Source organism: uncultured Reyranella sp. (assembly GCF_945957355.1).
Taxonomy (GTDB): domain Bacteria; phylum Pseudomonadota; class Alphaproteobacteria; order Reyranellales; family Reyranellaceae; genus Reyranella.
On the sequence record NZ_CAMFKM010000011.1, the window covers coordinates 23,039 to 39,666 of the forward strand.

Genomic DNA, 16,628 nt, shown 5'->3' on the forward strand with positions numbered 1-16,628 from the left:
GCTCAGCCCTTCGCTTCGGCCAGCACGGCGGCGAGCGCGCGCTCGGCCAGCGGCAGTTTGAACTTGTTCTCTTCGGTGGGCTTCGCGCCGGCGAGCAGCTTCGCCATCACAGGCTTGGCGCCGCGCGACATCTCCGCCTCCGCGTCCTCGCGCCGCCATGGCTTGGGCGCGACGCCGCCCAACGCCACGCGGCCGCTGCCGTCCGGCTGGACGATGGCGGCGACCGAGACCAGGGCGAAGGCATAGGAGGCGCGGTCGCGCACCTTGAGATAGTGATGCGTGCCGCCGGCCGGCTTCGGCAAGGTCACCGCGGTGATCAGCTCGCCGGGCTCGAGCACCGTCTCGATCTCGGGCGTGTCGCCCGGCAGGCGGTGGAAGTCGGCGATCGGGATGGTGCGCCTCGCACCCTCAGGTTTCACGGTGGGCTTCACGGTTTCCACCGTGGCGTCGAGGACGCGCATCGCCACCGCCATGTCGGAGGGATGTGTGGCGATGCAGGCCTCGCTGCCGCCCACCACCGCGAGCTGTCGGCTGTAACCGCCCAGCGCCGAGCAGCCACTGCCGGGGCGGCGTTTGTTGCAGGCCATGTTGGTATCGTAGAAATAGGGGCAGCGCGTGCGCTGGAGGAGATTGCCCGCCGTCGTTGCACGATTGCGCAGCTGGCCGGAGGCGCCGGCCAGCAGCGCGCGCGACAGGACCGCATGGTCGCGCCGCACCCGCGCATCGGCCGCAAGATCGGTGTTGCGCACCAGGGCGCCGATGCGCAGGCCGCCGTCCGGTGTCTCTTCGATCCTGTCGAGGCCGAGGCCGTTCACGTCGATCAGATGGTCCGGCGTCTCGATCTGCAGCTTCATGAGGTCGAGCAGGTTGGTGCCGCCGGCGATGAAGCGGGCGTCCGGCCGGTCCGCGGCCGCGCGGGCGGCTTCGGCGGGTGAGGCGGCGCGCTCGTAGGTGAAGGGCTTCATGCCTTCCTCCCGGCGACTTCGCCGATCGCCTCGACGATGTTGGAATAGGCGCCGCAGCGGCAGATGTTGCCGCTCATGCGCTCGCGCAGTTCGGCATCGTCGAGCGGGGGCTTCCCATTGAGGTCGGCGGTGACGTGGCTCGGGATGCCGGCCTCGATTTCCGCGAGCACCGCGACCGCCGAGCAGATCTGCCCCGGTGTGCAGTAGCCGCACTGATAGCCGTCATGCTTCACGAAGGCGGCCTGCATCGGATGCAGCTTGTCCGGCGTGCCCAGCCCCTCGATGGTGGTGATCTTGCTACCCTCGTGCATGACCGCGAGGGTGAGGCAGGAATTGATGCGGCGACCGTCGAGGATCACCGTGCAGGCGCCACACTGGCCGTGATCGCAGCCCTTCTTGGTGCCGCCGAGATGCAGCCCCTCGCGCAGCGCGTCGAGCAGTGTGGTGCGCGTATCGAGCGCGAGATCGCGTGCCTTGCCATTTACGATGAAGGATACTTTCGTGGTCGGCGCCGCGGCATTGGAGGATGCCGGTGGGCCAGCCGCGGGCACCTGAGCCCCGGCTCGCGAGGCCACGGCCCCGACTGCGGCCGTGGCGACGGTTGCCGCCATCAGGGTGCGTCTTTTCACATCGATTTCGCGGGGAGTGGCCATGGCGGGCTCCTGCTCGGGCTGGGGGCGGGCTCGGTGGCGAACAACGCCCCCTTTACCGCCTCGTTGCCCTGCCAAATTCCGCCCCACGTCAGCCGAGAAGAAGAACTGCCTACAGTGACTCTGAAAATTGCGCTTATGCAGAAATAATAAATTTATAGAGAATATTGATATTCAGAGCCGATTTTTTGCCAATACGCGAAACATGATGACTATTCGTGCCAACTAATTGCAGTATGTCGCCGGGGAGAGGGTTCAACCGACTACAGGGGCATCTCAGTCAAGGAGTAAGCGTCATGGGTAAGTTGGGTTGGACGATCGATAGGGAGGAAGGGTTGGTCACCGTGCGCGGCGCGGGCGTTTACGATCTGGCTTTCGCGACTTCCTTGCGGCTGGCCATGTGGGCGGAAGGCACTGTCGGCTATCGCAAGCTGCTGGATCTGAGCAGAGCCGACATCCGGCTCACCAGCGAAGACCTCGAGACCATGGTCGCCAGTACGCGTTCGGCCGGCGCAACGATCGCGGGACCCATCGCGATCGTGCTGGGACAGGATCCTGACCCGCTGTTGCTCGACATGGCGGTTCTGCTCAAGAGCCGTATCGGCAACCGCCGCCGTTTGCGGGTTTTCACAGAAGAGGCGGCGGCCCGACACTGGCTTTCCTCCGAGGCCGGAATTGCCGAGTTATCGGGCGCGCTTTCCCGCCGCCCGCACCTCGGCGTCGCGAACTTCGCCAGGGTGCGCTGACCCTGTCTGTCGGCCGCAGGTGAGTCTCCATACTCACCCGGTATGATTCGCCGGCCTGATCTGGATCAAGGAAACATCCGGTCGCGGACATGCAGGATGCGGCGTGTGAAAATGCTTCTCGGCGTACGATCGATGCAGCCGAGCGGGTGGGAAGCCATGAAAAGAGCCCTCGTCCTGGCGTCGCTGCTGATACCGCTCCCGGCGGCTGCCCAGACTGTCCAGACCGGGGGCGCGCTCGCTGTTCGGTGGTGCACCGCCTGTCACGTCGTGGAGGCCAGCCAGCGCCTGGCCTCCGACAGTGCGCCGAGCTTCCGCACCATTGTCGCGCGGACGGACACGACGGCAGCGACGCTCGACCGTTACCTCTCCACCGGGCACACGCTCATGCCCGATTTCTCGCTGAGCACCCAGGAGCGGGATGCGCTGGTCAGCTATATCCTGAGCCTTCGCCAGAAGCCGTGACGCGCGGCGACGCGCTGAGCGCGCCCGCGGCACGCGAGTCCATCACATCGAGCAGGCCCGGCCGCACGCCGAGCTGCTCGACGAACTGGTCGAGCTTGCGGCGGGCGAGCGGGTTGGACTGCTGGTGGCGGGTCGCGAGGATCAGCTCGTTCTTCAGCGTGTGTTCAAGGCCGGTGAACTCGGTCACCCGCACCTTGTAGCCCCGGGCTTCGAGCACCAGGCCACGCAGCACGTTGGTGGCGTGTGCGCCGAACTCGCGGCGATGCAGCGGGTGGCGCCACAGCTGGTCGATCGGCCCGGGCTTCGCATGCTCGAGCAGCGCCGCGACCTCGGCCTGGCAGCACGGGATCAGCGCGATGACCTTCGCCTCGTGGCGCAGCGCGAAGCGGATCGCATCGTCGGTGGCGGTGTCGCAGGCATGCAGCGCCGTCACCATGTCGGCGCGGCCGTTCGGCAGCACGGTGTCGGCGATGCCGCCGGCGACGAACGACATGCGATCGAAGCCGCAGTCTTTCGCAAGCTGCTGCGAACGCTCGACCAGTTCGGCGCGCACGTCGACACCGACGATCGATCCGCGGCCGGCCGGGCCCACGACGAGGTCATAGAGGATGAAGCCGAGATAGGATTTGCCGGCGCCGAGATCGGCGATCACCGGATCGTTTTCGTCAGCCAGCAGCGCGTCGAGCGAGGGCCGCAGCAGCTGCACCAGATGCAGCACCTGCTTCAGCTTGCGCCGCGTGTCGAGGTTCAGCCCGCCGTCGCGCGTCAGCACGTGCAGCGCCTTCAGCAGGGTGACGGAACTCTCGCGCGCCGGCCCCGGCCACATCTCCGCCAGCACTTTGCGCGCCGCGATCACGTCGGGCCGTTCGCGGGAGGAGGGCGGGGGCTTGCGGGATGGTTGCCGGCTCATGGGGGGAGCTTGTGGGCGAGACCGCAGGCCGCCGCAAGCTCCCCGCCTGGTTTCTAGTGCCGCGCCGGCAGCGGCAGGATCACGGGCGCGGGGGGCGGCGGGATCAGGGGCAGGCCGAGCGTGTGGTTGAGTTCGGCCACGTCGTCGATCCAGGGCGAAAGGCCACCCGAGGCCCGGAGCGAGGGGAACGGCTCGTGCGTCATGAGCTGCGTGACCGTGACGGAGTCCGGCCGCTGCGGGCGTGCGACATGGACGAGGTGGAAGCGGCGGCCATCCGTGAGGCTGGCGACGCAGTCCAGCGACGCGGCGTCGGCCGCACACTGCGTGCGATAGGCCTCGACATGTTCCAGGTCATCGAAGGTGAACCCGTAAGGCTGACGGGCCGCGAGCTCGAAAGCGCGCCGGATCAGGCCGGCTTCCCGGTCGAGCGGATCCCGTGCCCCGGAATCCATGGCATTGGGCAGGCAATCGAAGACGGTGGACATGGGCACTCCCTTACAGATGGTGCAGGCCGCGGCAGCAACGCCAGAACCACGACCGATGTTCCCGCTCCGCCCATTCGATCATCACCCCGGCGTAATGGCAGGGATCCGTGACGGTGGGATGAGCCTTTTCGATCAGCCGCGCGGCGGCGAGATGCGCGGGCCAGGACCAGGCGCCGACATGCCGTTCGGCGCGATAGTGCGCGACCACCTGGCGGGTCATGCCGGTCAGGCGGCCCCAGGCGAGGATCTCCTCGCGCTCGGCGGCCCGGCGCTCCCATTCCAGCGCCACCTCCTCGCGCGTGGCGCCGTGGGTGCTGTTGGCCTTGAGGCGATGCAGCCGCTTGTCGAAGGCATATTCGGCGAAGGCGGCGGCGTGCTCGGGCTGGGTGAAGCGGAAGGTGCCGATGCCATTGAAGCAACCGCTGCGATGCTCGCCGAGCCCGCCCAGCATCGCATTCATCTCGGCCTGCTCGTAGACCATCCAGAGGCCGCGCCGGATGACCTGCGTGGCATGGGGGAAGGCCCGCTCGACCTCTTCCGAGGTGTCGTAGCGCGGCGGGCTGCGATAGGGGATTCGCGCCGGCCCGGGCGGACGACGGGTCGAGGGGGTGGCGTCGGCGGCAGGGGCGGAAGAGGTGTCGGTCATGGCGTGCCTCACCGCGCCCGCACGAAGGAGCGCAGCTCGGCCTGCGACAGGAACCGGGTGACGCCGAAGACGCGCGAGCCGCACCGGCTGCAGACCAGGCCCGCCTCCTGGAGCGTGCACCGGTCGCCCGGCTGGGCCTTCAGCGCGGACGCGGTGACGACGACGCGCCGGATGCAGCGTTCGCATTCGATGCCGATGGGATGCGGGGCCGTGGCGACGTCGTGAAGCGTTAAACCGAACATCCAGCACCTCCTCTGCTGGACGGACTCGTATTCGAACAAAACAGGAACAACAAGCCCCTTAATACAGGGGCTCGCGTCCCGAAAAACCCGCTAGATATGGGCTGAAAGCGGTGCTGGCAGCGTCTTTCCGGAGAGTCCCGTCGCGACGTTGGCGGGGGTCAGTAGACCTCTTCCAGCGGAATCCACGCGAACCTGTCCTCGTCGCGGGGCATCGAGCCGCAGCTGCCGCGCCAAGTCGAACCGCGCGAGACCCCGACCTTCACGTTCTGGCCGGGCGACAGCATCATGATGATGTCGCGGTCCGTCGTGTTGCCGCCGGCGCGCAGGGCGATGAAACGAGTCTGGCCGTTACAGTTGGTGTTGCTGAAGTGCAGCACGCCGTTGTCGGTCTGGGTCGTGCGCTTCTGGTTCTGCGCATCGGCCTCCGCCGCGAAGCCGATGCACAGGGCGATGGCGGCGACACCGGCGCGGGTGCCGAAGGATCGGGAACGGTTCACGTGGGTCTCCGGTAGGGACGGGCGATCGACGCGTTACTGCTTCGGCAGCTTGCGCGGGCAGGATTGCGGCATGCCCTCGACGGTGTAGCCCCAGGCATAGTCGCCGCTGGTGCCCTTGACGACCTTGCCGACCGGGAAGCCGGGCTGCGCTTCATCGGCGCCGGTATAGTCGCCCTGGGGATTGTACCAGCAGGTGATGGCGGCCATTGCCGAAGACGTGCCGAGGCCCAACAGGGCGGCGGCGATCAACAGGGTTTTCATGGTCAGTCTCCACTCCAGGGTTGGGAACAGGAAAGATCGGGGATCACGGCGACATCCACGGATCCCACGAGCGCCGTCCGCTGACGGCTGGTGTGGACGCGGTCGCGGGCTTCGCCGCCGCCAGCTTGTCGCCACCCATGCGCCGGTCCGCGGCGGCGCCCGCCGCATCGCCGCGGGCCTCACGCACGGCGGCACGGTTCTCGTATGGGTTGTAGAGCGGGTGGACATAGGATGGCGCCAGCCGGATGGCCTCGTCGAGGTCGCGCATCGCCTCGTCGAGCCGGCGCTCGGCCAGCAACAGCTCGCCGCGTCGCGCATAGGCCACGGCGAATTGCGGATCGAGCCGGATCGCCATGCCGAAGTCGGCGAGGGCTCCCGCCGTGTCGCCCGCAGCGGCACGCAGTGTGCCGCGCGTGTTGTAGAGCCGGGCGGTATCGGGCAGCAGGACGATGGCCCGGTCAAGATCGCGCAGCGCCTGATCCGGCGCGGTGCCGCGGAAGCCGAGCTCGGCGCCGCGATTGTTCAGGGCGGCGGCGCGCTCGGCCGGCGTTGCGCGATCGGACTCGATCACCACCGTGCAATCGGCCACGACGTCGGTGGCCTTGGCCGGGCTGCGCAGGCAGGAGGTCCAGGCCACGGCGTTCGACTGCGCACTGGCCGGCGCCGGCATCGCGGCGGCCACCGCGAGCAGCAGAAGAGTGCCGGAATGCCTCATTTCAGGGGCTCCCAGACGTACCGGCATTCCATGTTGTTGCTGGTCACGTAGAGCAGGCGCGGGCCATCGCCGCGGGCGAAGTCGAAGGACCAGAGCACACCGTCGGGGCGCGTGAGTTGAACCCGGCCCGAGCCGTCGGCCTTCAGTCTCGAGAGATCGAAGGAGAGCGGGCCGAGCCACGGGCCGCCGTCGGGTGTGGCGGTGAACCGGCGGTCGCGGATCTCGATGCGATAGCGGGGCAAGTCGGTTGTCCGGCAGCGCGCGCCCGGCGTGCCGTCGACCGCGACGGTGCTGATCCAGCTCGCATCCGCGGCCAGCGCGCTTGCGGCACACAGGCCGACGCCAGCCACGATGCTAGCGATGCCGCCGGCGATCTTCTGCAGGCACGCCGGCACCGAATGCCATCCGTGCATTGTCCTGGACATTGTCACGCAAGTCCCTCTCCCCGCGGCGATGCTAGGCGGCTGCGCAAGCGGACGCCATCGGGAAAATTGCAGGGACCGCGGTGACGAAACATCGCGCATGAGTTGCGCATCGAATGAAGTAGACATTCGATGTGAAGTGATGAAGGCGATCCCCGCAGGGCGACCTCATTCGGTCATTCGTCCGTCACGCCGATGTAGGGAATGATCTGCCGGTCGGGCTGGTCGAAGTCGATCAGGATGCGGCCGGGAATCGTCGCGATCTCGAGGTTCTTCGTGAAGAAGGCGCGGCTGCCGAAACGCGGCAGCAACTCGGCCCGCGCCGTCGACCAGTCGGCGAAGGCGCAGTATTGCGCGGCCGGCAGGGTGCAGGGATCGCGGGCCGGCTCGATCTGGGAAAAGCCCAGCGGGTGCCAGTCGTGATAGAGGCTGCCGATGAAGCGGCTGGCCGGATAGGGGGCCGGGCCGCAATTGAACCGGCGCGCCAGCTCGCAATAGCGCGGATACAGGTCGCGGAAATCGCCCACGCGATACGAGGCGTCGTCGGTCGATTGCAGCTTCTTCACCTCGGCCCCGGTGAGCGCGTTCGCGCCGTCGAGGAACCGCTCGCGGATCGCCGCGCCCTTCTCCTGCTCCACCGCACGGATGATCTGCAGCAGGCCGCGGGCATTGGCGGGATAAAGCTCGGTGCGCCGCGGGAAGATGATGGCCGACACGTGCTGGCCCTCGCGCAGGCTGAGGCCGTTCTTCTCCAGCGCCTGCTTCGCCGTGTAGCCGGCCATCTCCTCGTAGCTTGCGACGAACGAATAGAGCTGGTCCGGCGGCCCGAGCCGCTCCAGCCGGTCGATCGCCAGTCCCGGTTCCGTCTGCGGATCGTAGGCGACCATGCGGATGAGATGGCCGGCCGGGCGGTTGCTCTCCAGATCGGCCCAGGCCTGCGCGGTGCTCCTGCGCTCGAAAGACGATGGGGCGGAACGAGGCGGGGCGAGGCCGACCGCGACGGCGGCGAGGATCGCGCCGGCCGCCAGGCTCGCGAACAGGGCGCTGCGGAGGAGCCGCTTCGGATGGAACTTCATTCAGCCTTCTCTCTGAGCCAAAGGTCCCTCACTGCGTTCGGGATGACAGCTTTTTTTGCAGAGGCGCACAGCGCAACGATCAACAAAATTGTCATCCCGAGCGGAGCGAGGGACCGTTCTCATTCTCTCTCCGCCTTGCCATCTTTCGGACGTGGTGACACCCCACATCAAAGATATGCCTTTCTCCCGTCTCAGAACCGCGGCCGGCTCCACGCTCGAGGGGCTGGCGGCGGCGTTCGATGCCTCGCCGCTCTCGCAGCGGCGGCATCGCATCGCCGTGACCGGGCTGCAGCGCTCGGGCAAGACCGTGTTCATCACCGCCTTCGCCCATGCGCTGCGCACGGCCGCGCAGGCGCCGATGGCGTCCTTCCCGTTCTTTCCCTGGCGCGAGCATGTGCGCGACGTCGAGCTGCTGCCGATCCCCGGCGTGCCGCGCTTTCCCTTCGAGGAGCGCCTCGATCAGCTGCTCGCCGAGCCGCCGGCCTGGCCGGCGCCGACCACCGGCTTGAGCGGCCTGCGCGTGCGCATCCGGCATGGCGATGTCGGGCTGCTGCGCTCCGTCGTCTCGTCCGAGGCCACGACCGATCTCGATCTCATCGACTATCCCGGCGAATGGCTTTTGGACCTGCCGATGCTGACCCAGTCGTTCCGCGACTGGTCGCGGCAGATGGAGGAGCTGGCCAACAGCGCCGGCCGGAACGATCTCGCGGCGCCCTGGCTCGATGCCGTGCGCGCGCTTGATCCCGCCGCGCCGGAGAACCCGGCGGAGCTGGCCCGGATCGGGCTGCTCTACCGCGACTATCTCCTGCGCTGCCGCGAGGAGCGCAGCCTGTGCTTCGTGCAGCCCGGCCGCTTTGCGCTCAGCGATCAAGCCGCCGATCCCGCCGCGCTGTTCTTCCCGCTCTCCTCTGTACGCTCCGGCGTGCGCGCGCCCCGCAGCGGCACGATGGGCGCCGCCCTGCTGCAACGCCACGCCGCCTACCTCAGGCAGGTGCGCCAGTTCTACGGCGAGGTCTTCGGCCGCATGGGCAAGCAGGTGCTGCTGGTCGATCTGCTCTCGGCGCTGCAGCAGGGGCGCGACGCCTTCACCGATCTCGGCCTCGCCATCCGCAGCATCAGCGACGCCTTCGACGATCTGCGCAATCCGCTGCTGCGCCTGCTGCCGCTGGCGAGGGTCGACCGGCTGGCGCTGGCCGCCACCAAGGCCGACCATGTCACCGCCGACCAGCATGCCAACCTGGTCAACCTGCTGCGCGACCTGATCGGCGAGCCGTTCCTGCAGGCGACGGCGCGGCAGTCGGGCCTGCTGGCCGTCTCCTCGGTGCGCGCGACGACCGACCTCAAGCTCAAGGTGAACGGGCTCGCCACGCCCTTCCTGCGCGGCATTCCTGCGGGCCGAGCTGAGGTGCTGGACATCCAGCCCGGCGTGATCCCCGGCACCATCCCCGCCGCCGACCAGTGGGCAGAGCAGGGTTTCAACATCCGCCGCTTCGAGCCGCCACGGCTGGGGCCCGCCTTCAGGGAACGGCCGCTGCCGCACGTCAATCTCGACAAGGTCCTCCAGTTCCTTCTCGCGTGAGCATCCTCATGAGCACCACCAACGCCGAGACACCCCGCCGCCTGGTCGACATGGAGTTCCGGCCGGGCGACCTGCCACCGGCCGACGCGCCCCCGCTCGACGAGTCGCTGCCGGTGACGACGCGCCCGCCGGCGATCCGCTGGCCCGCCAAGCTGGCGCTGGGCTCGGCCGGCCTGCTGCTGGTGCTGTTCGTCGTCGACGGCGCCGTCTCGCTGCTGCAGCGCGCGATCGAACGCGGCAGCCTGCTCGACCTCGCGCAGTTCGGCTTGCTGGTGGCGCTGCTGGTCTCGACCCTGTGGCTGGTCGCTGGCCAGGCCCGGGCCTATGCGCGGCTGAAGTCGGCCGAGCGGGCGAGGGAACTCGCCGAGCATCTGGTGCGGCTGGGCGGTGTCGGCAGCGGCAGCCGTCTGGTCGGCGTGCTCGATGCGCTCTACGCCGGCAACCCCGAGGTGCGCGGCAAGCTCGGCGCCGTCTCGGCCGCGCTGCAGCCGCAGCACACCGACGCCGACGTGATCGATCTCCTGAACCGCGAGATCTTCGTGCCGATGGATCGCGCGGCCGACGAGCGCATCCAGCGCGCCGCGCTGCGCGCCAGCCTGGGCGTCGCCGCCTGTCCGCACCCCGCGCTCGACGCGCTGGTCGTGCTGGGCATCGGCGTCGCGCTGGTCAAGGACCTGATGCAGATCTACGGCCTGCGCCACAGCGCCCGGGCCGTGTGGCGCATAATCTCGCACGTGTTCTTCTCGGCCTCCTCGACCGCCGTCATGAGCAGCGTCGTGGAGTTCGCGATGAAGGCCACCCACGACCGCATCGCCGCCGCCGTCGTCGGCACCGCCGGCGAAGCCCTCGTCGTCGCCCGCCGCATCTTCGCGCTCGGCATGCTGGCCAAGGAGGAGATTCGGCCGCTGCCGGCGCCGCGGTGAGGTGGTGTTAGTCTCTTCAAGTATGTGACTGAGTAAGTGATAGATATAGGCAAGGACTGGGAACGCTATCGGGCTAGCTGATTGCTGCTTGTCGGCCATCAAAATGGCCAGCTCAATTGCCTGAAGGCTTTGGCGTTGTCGCCCTACATCCGCTCTCTCGTCGGCGACATCTATAAGTAGGAGGCGAGCATGCAGATCATCACCACCCCGAATGGCGAGCGCCTCGTCATCCTGCCGCTCGCCGATTACGAACGCCTCGTCGACGAGGCCGACATCGCCCGGGCGAACAAGGTCAAGCGCGACATCGCGGCGGGTGACGACGAGGTCGTGCCGGCTGACATCGTGCGCAGTCTCATCGCCGGCGAGAACAAGGTCAGGGTCTGGCGCAGCCATCGCGGACTGTCGGGGCGTGAGCTCGCGGCGGCTGCCGGAGTCAGCGCGCCTTTCATCTCCGAGATCGAAAGCGGCAAGAAGGACGGAAGCGTGTCGGTCATGAAGAAGATCGCCGACGTGCTGAAGGTCGATCTCGACGACCTCGTGTGATCCGGTGGCGCTCAGGCGCCGCGGATCCTCGCTACGTGGCGCGCCAGCTTGGCGAGCGTCTGGCCGCCATATTCGACGGCGCCGAAGCCGATCGCGCCCTCGCGCTGCGCCTTCGTGGGATGCATCTGGCGCAGGGTGAGCACGGTCTTGCCGTCGCTCTGCTCGTCGAAGGTGACGAGCATGCGGAAGCGGCCGGGATCGTCGTCGCGGTCCGACCCGTGCTCGACCTCGATCAGCGACGGCGCCTCGAGCCGCAGGAAGCGCATGCGGTTGTCGTAGCGCGTGCCGTCGGGCGCCACCATGTCGAAGCGCCACAGTCCGCCCGGCCGCAGGTCGATCTCGTGGCTCCTGACCTCGAAGCCCTCGGGCCCGAACCAGACCTGGATCTGCTCCGGGTCGGTCCAGGCGGCATAGACGAGGGCGCGCGGCGCATCGATCACGCGGGTCAGCACGATCTCGCGATCGAGGGGCCAGTCCTGCCACGCGGACGGCGGCGGTGTGTAGGTCTCGCTCATTTCCTAGTGCTTCCTCTTCATGCGTTGAACGTGGGTCTCCAGCCGGTCGAGGCGCTGCTCCCAGGCGGCGACGTGCCGGTGGATCCAGGCCTCGGTCTCCCGCAGCGCGCGCCGCTCGATCCGGCAGGTCCGCACACGCCCGGTCTTCTCCGAACTGATCAACCCGCTCTCCTCGAGCACCCGCACATGCTTCAGCAGCGACGGCAGGGCGATCTCGAACGGCGCCGACAGCTCGCTGACCGACTTCGGCCCCTCGCACAACCGGGTGACGATCGCCCGCCGGATCGGATCGGAGAGTGCGGCGAAGGTTCGGTCGAGGTCGGTCGAATGGTTAGCCATGTCGGAAACTATTGTCCGGTACGAAGACGCGGTCAAGGGAAAGTTTCACGAATGGCTAAGTGTTGGATCCTACCCACGCCCTCATCCTGAGGAGCGCCGCGAAGCGGCGCGTCTCGAAGGATGGGCAGCGGGCGAGGTGCGCGTACTCACCTTTCGAGACGCACTCCTGCGGAGTGCTCCTCAAGGTGAGGTGTTGGTGGGAGTGCCGATATGGACCTGGACCTTTCGAGCCGCGTGATACCGCTCGACCTGTCTCATGAAGCCGCTCCACAATGCGCGGCGCTTGGCGAACCAGGCCGTGCGCTCGTCTTCACCCCAGGATCTGAACGGAACACCGCTCCACGGTGTGCGCTTCTGGCTCTCGTGGGTCTGCAGGTGGGAGAGCCAGAGGAGGGCGGTGGCGGCGTGGGCTTCGTGGGGGAACTGGCCGAGCTGTTCGCAGCCAGGTTCGAGCCAGCGGTCGAAGGCGAGGCCGAGGATGCGCTCCACCCGCTGGAAGTCGCGGCTGCGGTGGGCGACCTCGGCGCTGCAGATCGCGACGGCGCGGGCGCGGAAGTTCTCGATGTCGATGACGGGCGTGGGGAGCGGGCGGCGGTTGCGGCGGATCAGGTCGGCGACGGTCTCTTTCGGGCGAAGGGAGAGACTGTCGGGCATGGAGACAGTATCGGATCAGGGTCCGGAATTTTCAAGCGAGAATCCGGATAATAATCCTGATATGAATCTGTCGTCCTGAGCAGAGCGAAGGACCTGACGCTCCTCCGTTAGCCGAGCTTCGCTCGGCTAACGACCGCCTTTCATGAGCTCGTCCCACTCCAGCACGCGATAGACGCGGAACACCGTCCTGCGGTCGACGTCGAATTCCTTGGCCGGTCGGTACTGCGCGAGCTTCAGCGTCTTCGCGGAGATGCCGACCAGCAGCTTCACCACGGTCTGGCGCACGCTGGAGCCGGCGATCGGCCTGAACTCGACCACGACATGGTCGTTGACGCTGGGGGCGCGATCGCGCTCGACGTAGATCAGGCTGTTGGGCTTGCGCCACGGCCACATCGAATCGCCCACCACGTTCAGCGCGAACACGTCGCCGCGGCCCAGGATGCCCGGCGGGCGCGCGACATGGTCGATCACCGTGCCGTTCATCTCGAACTCGCCGTTGCCGTCGCCGCCCATCGCCGTGCCATAGAGCGGCACGTCGTTGGCCATGTGGCCGAGCATCGGGCGGCCGGGCGCGTCGAAGGCGGGCGTGACGTTGCCGGCGAGATCGGTCGCGAAGGCGCCCATACCGTCGACCGTCGCCGCGGGCAGCTCGCCCTGCAGCTCGGCGACGCCGACCGGACGGCCGGTCTTCTTCGCCGCGCCGGCCGCCAGGCGCGCATAGGTCTTGTCGGTCAGCGTCTTGGCGCCGGTCGGGTCGTCCAGGAACTTGCGCAGCGTGCCGTCTCCCAGTCCGGAGAGGCTTTCCCACTGGGCGACGTTGAGGCCGGCCCCGGCCATGAAGGCGCGGAGGGCCTGGCGGCGCTGGTTGGCGTCGAAGGCCATGCCGTCAGTCTGGCATTTTCCGGAATGAATTCCGAGAGGAGAATGTTCCGGAATCTGTCTTGAAGTCGGATAATAATCCGGATATCTTTCCGGGATGGCCGCCTCTTCCAGACCTTCCCCGCCCGTTCCCCACCCCTGGCTGGTCGAGGACGCCGCCGACTGTCTCGGCTTCGAACGGGACGGCGGCTACTCGGCCCGCGCCGCCCGCCTCGCGACCCGCGACATGCTGGCCGACCGCGCCCGCGCACTGGGCTATCCCGAGCGCGAGATAGAGCGCGTGGTCGATGCGGCGCTGGCGGCGGCGGCGCTGCAATGAGCCGCTTCCGCCGTCGCGATGGTGAGGAGCAGGGCGGGGCGCTACTTCTCGCCCAGCCAGTGCGGCCAGGTGCCCTTGCGTGCCTTGCGGGCCTCGTACTCGGCGTCGGCGTAGCGCTGGGCGGCGCGCGGTTCCCACGACAGCGGCTCGTCGAGCTCATGGCCATAGACGACGCCCGACGCCAGCATCGCGCCGCCGAGGTCGATCGGCTGCGCCTCGTCGAGCGCGCATTGCGCGACCAGCCGGCATTCCGAATCGTAGCGCGCGATCCGGCACTTCACCTTGTGGTCGGCACGCGACAGCAGATCCTCGAGCGTCGCCCGCGCGAGCATGCCGGGCACGGTCTCCACACGCGAGGCGTCCCGCAGGGCCGGTGCCTGTACACCCCAGATGCGCAGCGGCGTCTTGAGGCCGCTGCCGCCCAGCGTCTCGCCGTCGAGGGCGAAGGCCTGGCCGGACCAGTTCTGCGGCAGGGCGCCGTGGCTGGCGGTGCAGCCCGAAGGCTTTGCCGGAGCGGTGGCCGGGGCCGCGGGGGCGGCGCCCGACGGCTTGGCGTTCTGCGCGAGAGCGGCGGGCGCCAGCAGCGCAACTGAGAGGGCGGCGAGGGCAAGTCTCTTCATGCGCCGACCGTGACTTCCGTTTGAGGCGAGGTAAAGGCCGATGGCACGTAACAGAACGATCATGCGTGGACGAACGCCCTCCAGCCACGAAGGAGAGACGCCATGAGCCGCGGCCGTCCCTGGAGCGCCGACGACGCGGCGCAGCTGCGCCGGCTGGTCGCCGCCGGCGAGACCGATGCGCGCATCGGCGAGGCGATGGGCCGGCATCCCGACATGATCCGCAAGCGCCGCCGCGCCGAGAACCTGGCGCCCGGTCAGTCGCGCGCCGCGACGGTCATGCTGATGCGCGTGAACCGGCGACGGCTGGGCAAGAAGGTCGCCGGCAAGTACGAGAAGGAGGGGCCGCAATGATGACCGAGCGTCCCACGCTCTTCAGCGAGGCGCTGGCCGCCGAGATCTGCCGTCGCCTCGCCGACGGCGAGCTGCTGGGCGACATCTGCGGCCCGGCCCGCATGCCCAGCCGCGATACCGTGCGCCGCTGGCAAAGCGAGAACGGCCCGTTCCGCGAGCGCTACGCCATCGCCCGCGACCAGCAGGCCGACGCGCTGGCCGAAGAAGCGATCCACATCGCCCGCAACGCCGAAGCCGACAGCGTGACCGTGTGCCGGCTCCAGATCGACACGATCAAATGGCTCATCGCCAAGATCGCCCCGAGGCGCTACGGCGACAAGGTGGTGCCCGCCGCGGCCGTGAACGTCTCGATCGGCGACGCGATCGAGAAGGGGCGGGAGCGGGTGGCGCGGTTGCGGGAAGGGTGAGGGGGCGATTGGAGCCGTTGTTTGCAAATGGCCAGCAGGCTCGCGCTTCGTTCCTGCGCATTGGGGGGCGACGATCATTGTGCGCACTTCGTCTGATCCACCAACATCTCCAGAACGTCCAGGAAGCCGGGATCGTAAGTTTCCTCGACGTGATTGTTGTTCCAGAGGCCCGAGTCGCGAACCCGAGGTCGGTTACAGTGATGGCCGAGCCAACTCGAGGAGGGGGCGTCGAGCGGTTCCTTTCCCAAATTGCTCAAGAGCGCAATCGAATTGCGCTCGATGAGACCGCGTAAGCTGGTCGGCCCTGCTTCGTCGTCAATTTCGAGCCAGAGGAATGGCATCAAGCCAATCACGCGGCTCACCTCGCACTCCAATGGAGTTTCGCTCACGCGAGTATCCTTCGGAGGATTGCTGCCCACGCCCCACGTCGGATGCTCGTATCCGTGGCGCGCGATGAGAGATTGGCCGACGATCAATCGAAAGATCGAACCGCGATGATTCCCGCTCCCGCTTCCGGATTGGCCTCGATGTTGGGAAAGGCGATTCCAAAGGCTGGTCTTGCTACGATCCTTCAATGCATGCGTGCCGATACGCACCACTCGCAGACCGTTGCCGCTGTCACTGCGTTCTTCGCCGGGCTCGCTAAAAAAATAGACGCCACGTCGAGGCCACTTCATTCGCCCCGAACACAATCCAAGCGTCCGTGGCCCACCTGACTTGTGCTGCAACGTCGAAAGCGCCGCGTAAAACCTTCGCAAATCTTCAGCGCGCATGTTGTTTACAAAGCGCCATATCTTGGACCCAGACCTATGTGCGAATGCGTCGCGCGCCGCCCTGAATGGCGGCCGCCCATAACGTGACCGTCATCCTGTTCGGCAAATCGAGCGGGGCACAGCCGTGAAGCGACCCAAGACACGCCTTCCTTCAGTCATCGCTCTCCTGCGTCAGCCGGGCGAGCCGGGTCCGCGCGGCGGTGCGCGTTCTGTCGCGACGATGCTTGTAGGCGAGCAGGTCTTCCGCCCGGATGCGGCGATGGGTGCCGATCTTGTGGTGCGGGATGGCCTTGGTCTCGAGCAGCTTCACGAGAAAGGGCCGCGAGACCTCGAGCATGTCGGCGGCCTGCTGGGTGGAGAGATCCGCGCCGGACGCCACGAGCGTGACCGCGTCGCCCTTGCCGATGGCTTCCAGGAGATCGAGCATCAGACGGGCGACCGCCGGCGGAAGGTTCACGTCGGCGCTTTTGGCGCCCTTCCTGACGTGAAGCGTCAGGCCGCCGCGCCTGTCCCTGTGGCTCGCCAGGACCGTGCCGGCCTTCGCGGCTTTCTCGGCTTCGGCGGGCGTCGGGAGGCGTTGGGAAAGCGAGTCATCGGGGGGCATTCGGGGGCTCCATCGGGGTGGGACGGACACCATAAACGAAATATG

The 16,628-nt window shown here is 67.8% G+C and carries 26 protein-coding genes; 8 read left to right on the forward strand and 18 right to left on the reverse strand.

Annotated features, from left to right (window positions below; genetic code table 11):
* Positions 1-2: 2 nt before the first annotated feature.
* Together Q0Q48_RS17990 and paoA are read right to left on the reverse strand one after the other, a co-directional pair.
* Positions 3-965 (reverse strand): xanthine dehydrogenase family protein subunit M, encoded by a 963-nt coding sequence (locus Q0Q48_RS17990; RefSeq protein WP_295140391.1) that lies wholly within the window; start codon positions 963-965, stop codon positions 3-5.
* Positions 962-1,618 (reverse strand): aldehyde dehydrogenase iron-sulfur subunit PaoA, encoded by a 657-nt coding sequence (gene paoA, locus Q0Q48_RS17995; RefSeq protein ID WP_295140395.1) that lies wholly within the window; start codon positions 1,616-1,618, stop codon positions 962-964. Before paoA ends, Q0Q48_RS17990 begins: the two co-directional genes overlap by 4 nt.
* Positions 1,619-1,911: 293 nt before the next feature.
* Between paoA and Q0Q48_RS18000 the strand changes: the two genes are divergently transcribed.
* Positions 1,912-2,361, forward strand: a complete 450-nt coding sequence (locus tag Q0Q48_RS18000) for a hypothetical protein (RefSeq protein WP_295140398.1) — start codon at positions 1,912-1,914, stop codon at positions 2,359-2,361.
* Positions 2,362-2,517: 156 nt separating this feature from the next.
* Complete coding sequence (locus Q0Q48_RS18005) at positions 2,518-2,823, forward strand: cytochrome c (protein WP_295140401.1); 306 nt, start codon at positions 2,518-2,520, stop codon at positions 2,821-2,823.
* Here Q0Q48_RS18005 and Q0Q48_RS18010 read toward each other — a convergent pair.
* The 9 genes from Q0Q48_RS18010 to Q0Q48_RS18050 form a co-directional block, all read right to left on the reverse strand.
* Positions 2,789-3,733, reverse strand: a complete 945-nt coding sequence (locus tag Q0Q48_RS18010; protein WP_295140406.1) for an SAM-dependent methyltransferase — start codon at positions 3,731-3,733, stop codon at positions 2,789-2,791. The two genes, Q0Q48_RS18005 and Q0Q48_RS18010, sit on opposite strands and share 35 nt — an antisense overlap.
* Before the next feature lie 53 nt (positions 3,734-3,786).
* On the reverse strand, positions 3,787-4,218 hold the full coding sequence (locus Q0Q48_RS18015; RefSeq protein ID WP_295140408.1) for a hypothetical protein: 432 nt from the start codon (positions 4,216-4,218) through the stop codon (positions 3,787-3,789).
* Positions 4,219-4,228: 10 nt separating this feature from the next.
* The gene (locus tag Q0Q48_RS18020) at positions 4,229-4,864 is read right to left on the reverse strand and encodes a hypothetical protein (RefSeq protein ID WP_295140411.1); all 636 of its coding nucleotides are present in this window, start codon (positions 4,862-4,864) and stop codon (positions 4,229-4,231) included.
* Between the two features lie 8 nt (positions 4,865-4,872).
* Positions 4,873-5,106, reverse strand: coding sequence for a hypothetical protein (locus Q0Q48_RS18025; RefSeq protein WP_295140415.1), 234 nt, complete (start codon positions 5,104-5,106; stop codon positions 4,873-4,875).
* A 158-nt stretch (positions 5,107-5,264) separates the two neighbouring features.
* Positions 5,265-5,603 carry a hypothetical protein gene (locus tag Q0Q48_RS18030; protein ID WP_295140418.1) on the reverse strand — a complete coding sequence of 113 codons (339 nt, stop codon included), beginning with the start codon at positions 5,601-5,603 and terminating at the stop codon, positions 5,265-5,267.
* A 33-nt stretch (positions 5,604-5,636) separates the two neighbouring features.
* Entirely contained in the window at positions 5,637-5,864 is a 228-nt protein-coding gene (locus tag Q0Q48_RS18035) for a hypothetical protein (RefSeq protein WP_295140421.1), read from the reverse strand.
* 43 nt (positions 5,865-5,907) lie between these two features.
* Positions 5,908-6,579 carry a hypothetical protein gene (locus Q0Q48_RS18040; protein ID WP_295140424.1) on the reverse strand — a complete coding sequence of 224 codons (672 nt, stop codon included), beginning with the start codon at positions 6,577-6,579 and terminating at the stop codon, positions 5,908-5,910.
* The gene (locus Q0Q48_RS18045; protein WP_295140428.1) at positions 6,576-7,010 is read right to left on the reverse strand and encodes a hypothetical protein; all 435 of its coding nucleotides are present in this window, start codon (positions 7,008-7,010) and stop codon (positions 6,576-6,578) included. Before Q0Q48_RS18045 ends, Q0Q48_RS18040 begins: the two co-directional genes overlap by 4 nt.
* Positions 7,011-7,177: 167 nt before the next feature.
* Positions 7,178-8,077, reverse strand: coding sequence for a hypothetical protein (locus Q0Q48_RS18050; protein ID WP_295140431.1), 900 nt, complete (start codon positions 8,075-8,077; stop codon positions 7,178-7,180).
* 175 nt (positions 8,078-8,252) lie between these two features.
* Between Q0Q48_RS18050 and Q0Q48_RS18055 the strand changes: the two genes are divergently transcribed.
* The 3 genes from Q0Q48_RS18055 to Q0Q48_RS18065 all read left to right on the forward strand — a co-directional run bounded on the left by Q0Q48_RS18055 (position 8,253) and on the right by Q0Q48_RS18065 (position 11,122).
* Positions 8,253-9,656: a YcjX family protein gene (locus Q0Q48_RS18055; protein ID WP_295140435.1), complete on the forward strand. Its 1,404-nt coding sequence runs from the start codon at positions 8,253-8,255 to the stop codon at positions 9,654-9,656.
* A gap of 8 nt (positions 9,657-9,664) precedes the next feature.
* A complete protein-coding gene (locus Q0Q48_RS18060; RefSeq protein WP_295140439.1) occupies positions 9,665-10,579 on the forward strand; it encodes a YcjF family protein in 915 nt (304 codons plus the stop codon).
* 189 nt (positions 10,580-10,768) lie between these two features.
* Positions 10,769-11,122 carry a helix-turn-helix transcriptional regulator gene (locus Q0Q48_RS18065; RefSeq protein WP_295140442.1) on the forward strand — a complete coding sequence of 118 codons (354 nt, stop codon included), beginning with the start codon at positions 10,769-10,771 and terminating at the stop codon, positions 11,120-11,122.
* Between the two features lie 11 nt (positions 11,123-11,133).
* On the opposite strand, the gene Q0Q48_RS18070 is transcribed toward Q0Q48_RS18065, so the two are convergent.
* From Q0Q48_RS18070 to Q0Q48_RS18085, 4 genes are all read right to left on the reverse strand, one after another.
* Positions 11,134-11,637, reverse strand: coding sequence for an SRPBCC family protein (locus Q0Q48_RS18070; protein WP_295140445.1), 504 nt, complete (start codon positions 11,635-11,637; stop codon positions 11,134-11,136).
* A 3-nt stretch (positions 11,638-11,640) separates the two neighbouring features.
* Complete coding sequence (locus tag Q0Q48_RS18075) at positions 11,641-11,976, reverse strand: metalloregulator ArsR/SmtB family transcription factor (RefSeq protein WP_295140448.1); 336 nt, start codon at positions 11,974-11,976, stop codon at positions 11,641-11,643.
* 180 nt (positions 11,977-12,156) lie between these two features.
* Positions 12,157-12,630, reverse strand: a complete 474-nt coding sequence (locus Q0Q48_RS18080) for a hypothetical protein (RefSeq protein WP_295140451.1) — start codon at positions 12,628-12,630, stop codon at positions 12,157-12,159.
* Between the two features lie 126 nt (positions 12,631-12,756).
* Positions 12,757-13,512 (reverse strand): hypothetical protein, encoded by a 756-nt coding sequence (locus Q0Q48_RS18085; protein ID WP_295140453.1) that lies wholly within the window; start codon positions 13,510-13,512, stop codon positions 12,757-12,759.
* A gap of 94 nt (positions 13,513-13,606) precedes the next feature.
* On the opposite strand from Q0Q48_RS18085, the gene Q0Q48_RS18090 reads away from it, so the two are divergent.
* Positions 13,607-13,828, forward strand: coding sequence for a hypothetical protein (locus Q0Q48_RS18090; protein WP_295140457.1), 222 nt, complete (start codon positions 13,607-13,609; stop codon positions 13,826-13,828).
* A 41-nt stretch (positions 13,829-13,869) separates the two neighbouring features.
* On the opposite strand, the gene Q0Q48_RS18095 is transcribed toward Q0Q48_RS18090, so the two are convergent.
* Positions 13,870-14,448, reverse strand: a complete 579-nt coding sequence (locus Q0Q48_RS18095) for a thermonuclease family protein (protein ID WP_295140461.1) — start codon at positions 14,446-14,448, stop codon at positions 13,870-13,872.
* A gap of 102 nt (positions 14,449-14,550) precedes the next feature.
* Between Q0Q48_RS18095 and Q0Q48_RS18100 the strand changes: the two genes are divergently transcribed.
* Positions 14,551-14,799 carry a hypothetical protein gene (locus Q0Q48_RS18100; RefSeq protein ID WP_295140464.1) on the forward strand — a complete coding sequence of 83 codons (249 nt, stop codon included), beginning with the start codon at positions 14,551-14,553 and terminating at the stop codon, positions 14,797-14,799.
* Positions 14,799-15,206 carry a hypothetical protein gene (locus Q0Q48_RS18105; protein ID WP_295140467.1) on the forward strand — a complete coding sequence of 136 codons (408 nt, stop codon included), beginning with the start codon at positions 14,799-14,801 and terminating at the stop codon, positions 15,204-15,206. The genes Q0Q48_RS18100 and Q0Q48_RS18105 overlap by 1 nt, the downstream gene beginning before the upstream one ends.
* Positions 15,207-15,280: 74 nt before the next feature.
* Here the strand turns inward: Q0Q48_RS18105 and Q0Q48_RS18110 are convergent, their stop codons facing one another.
* Entirely contained in the window at positions 15,281-15,979 is a 699-nt protein-coding gene (locus Q0Q48_RS18110; protein ID WP_295140469.1) for a hypothetical protein, read from the reverse strand.
* A gap of 151 nt (positions 15,980-16,130) precedes the next feature.
* Positions 16,131-16,583: a helix-turn-helix domain-containing protein gene (locus Q0Q48_RS18115; RefSeq protein WP_295140471.1), complete on the reverse strand. Its 453-nt coding sequence runs from the start codon at positions 16,581-16,583 to the stop codon at positions 16,131-16,133.
* Between the last annotated feature and the right edge of the window lie 45 nt (positions 16,584-16,628).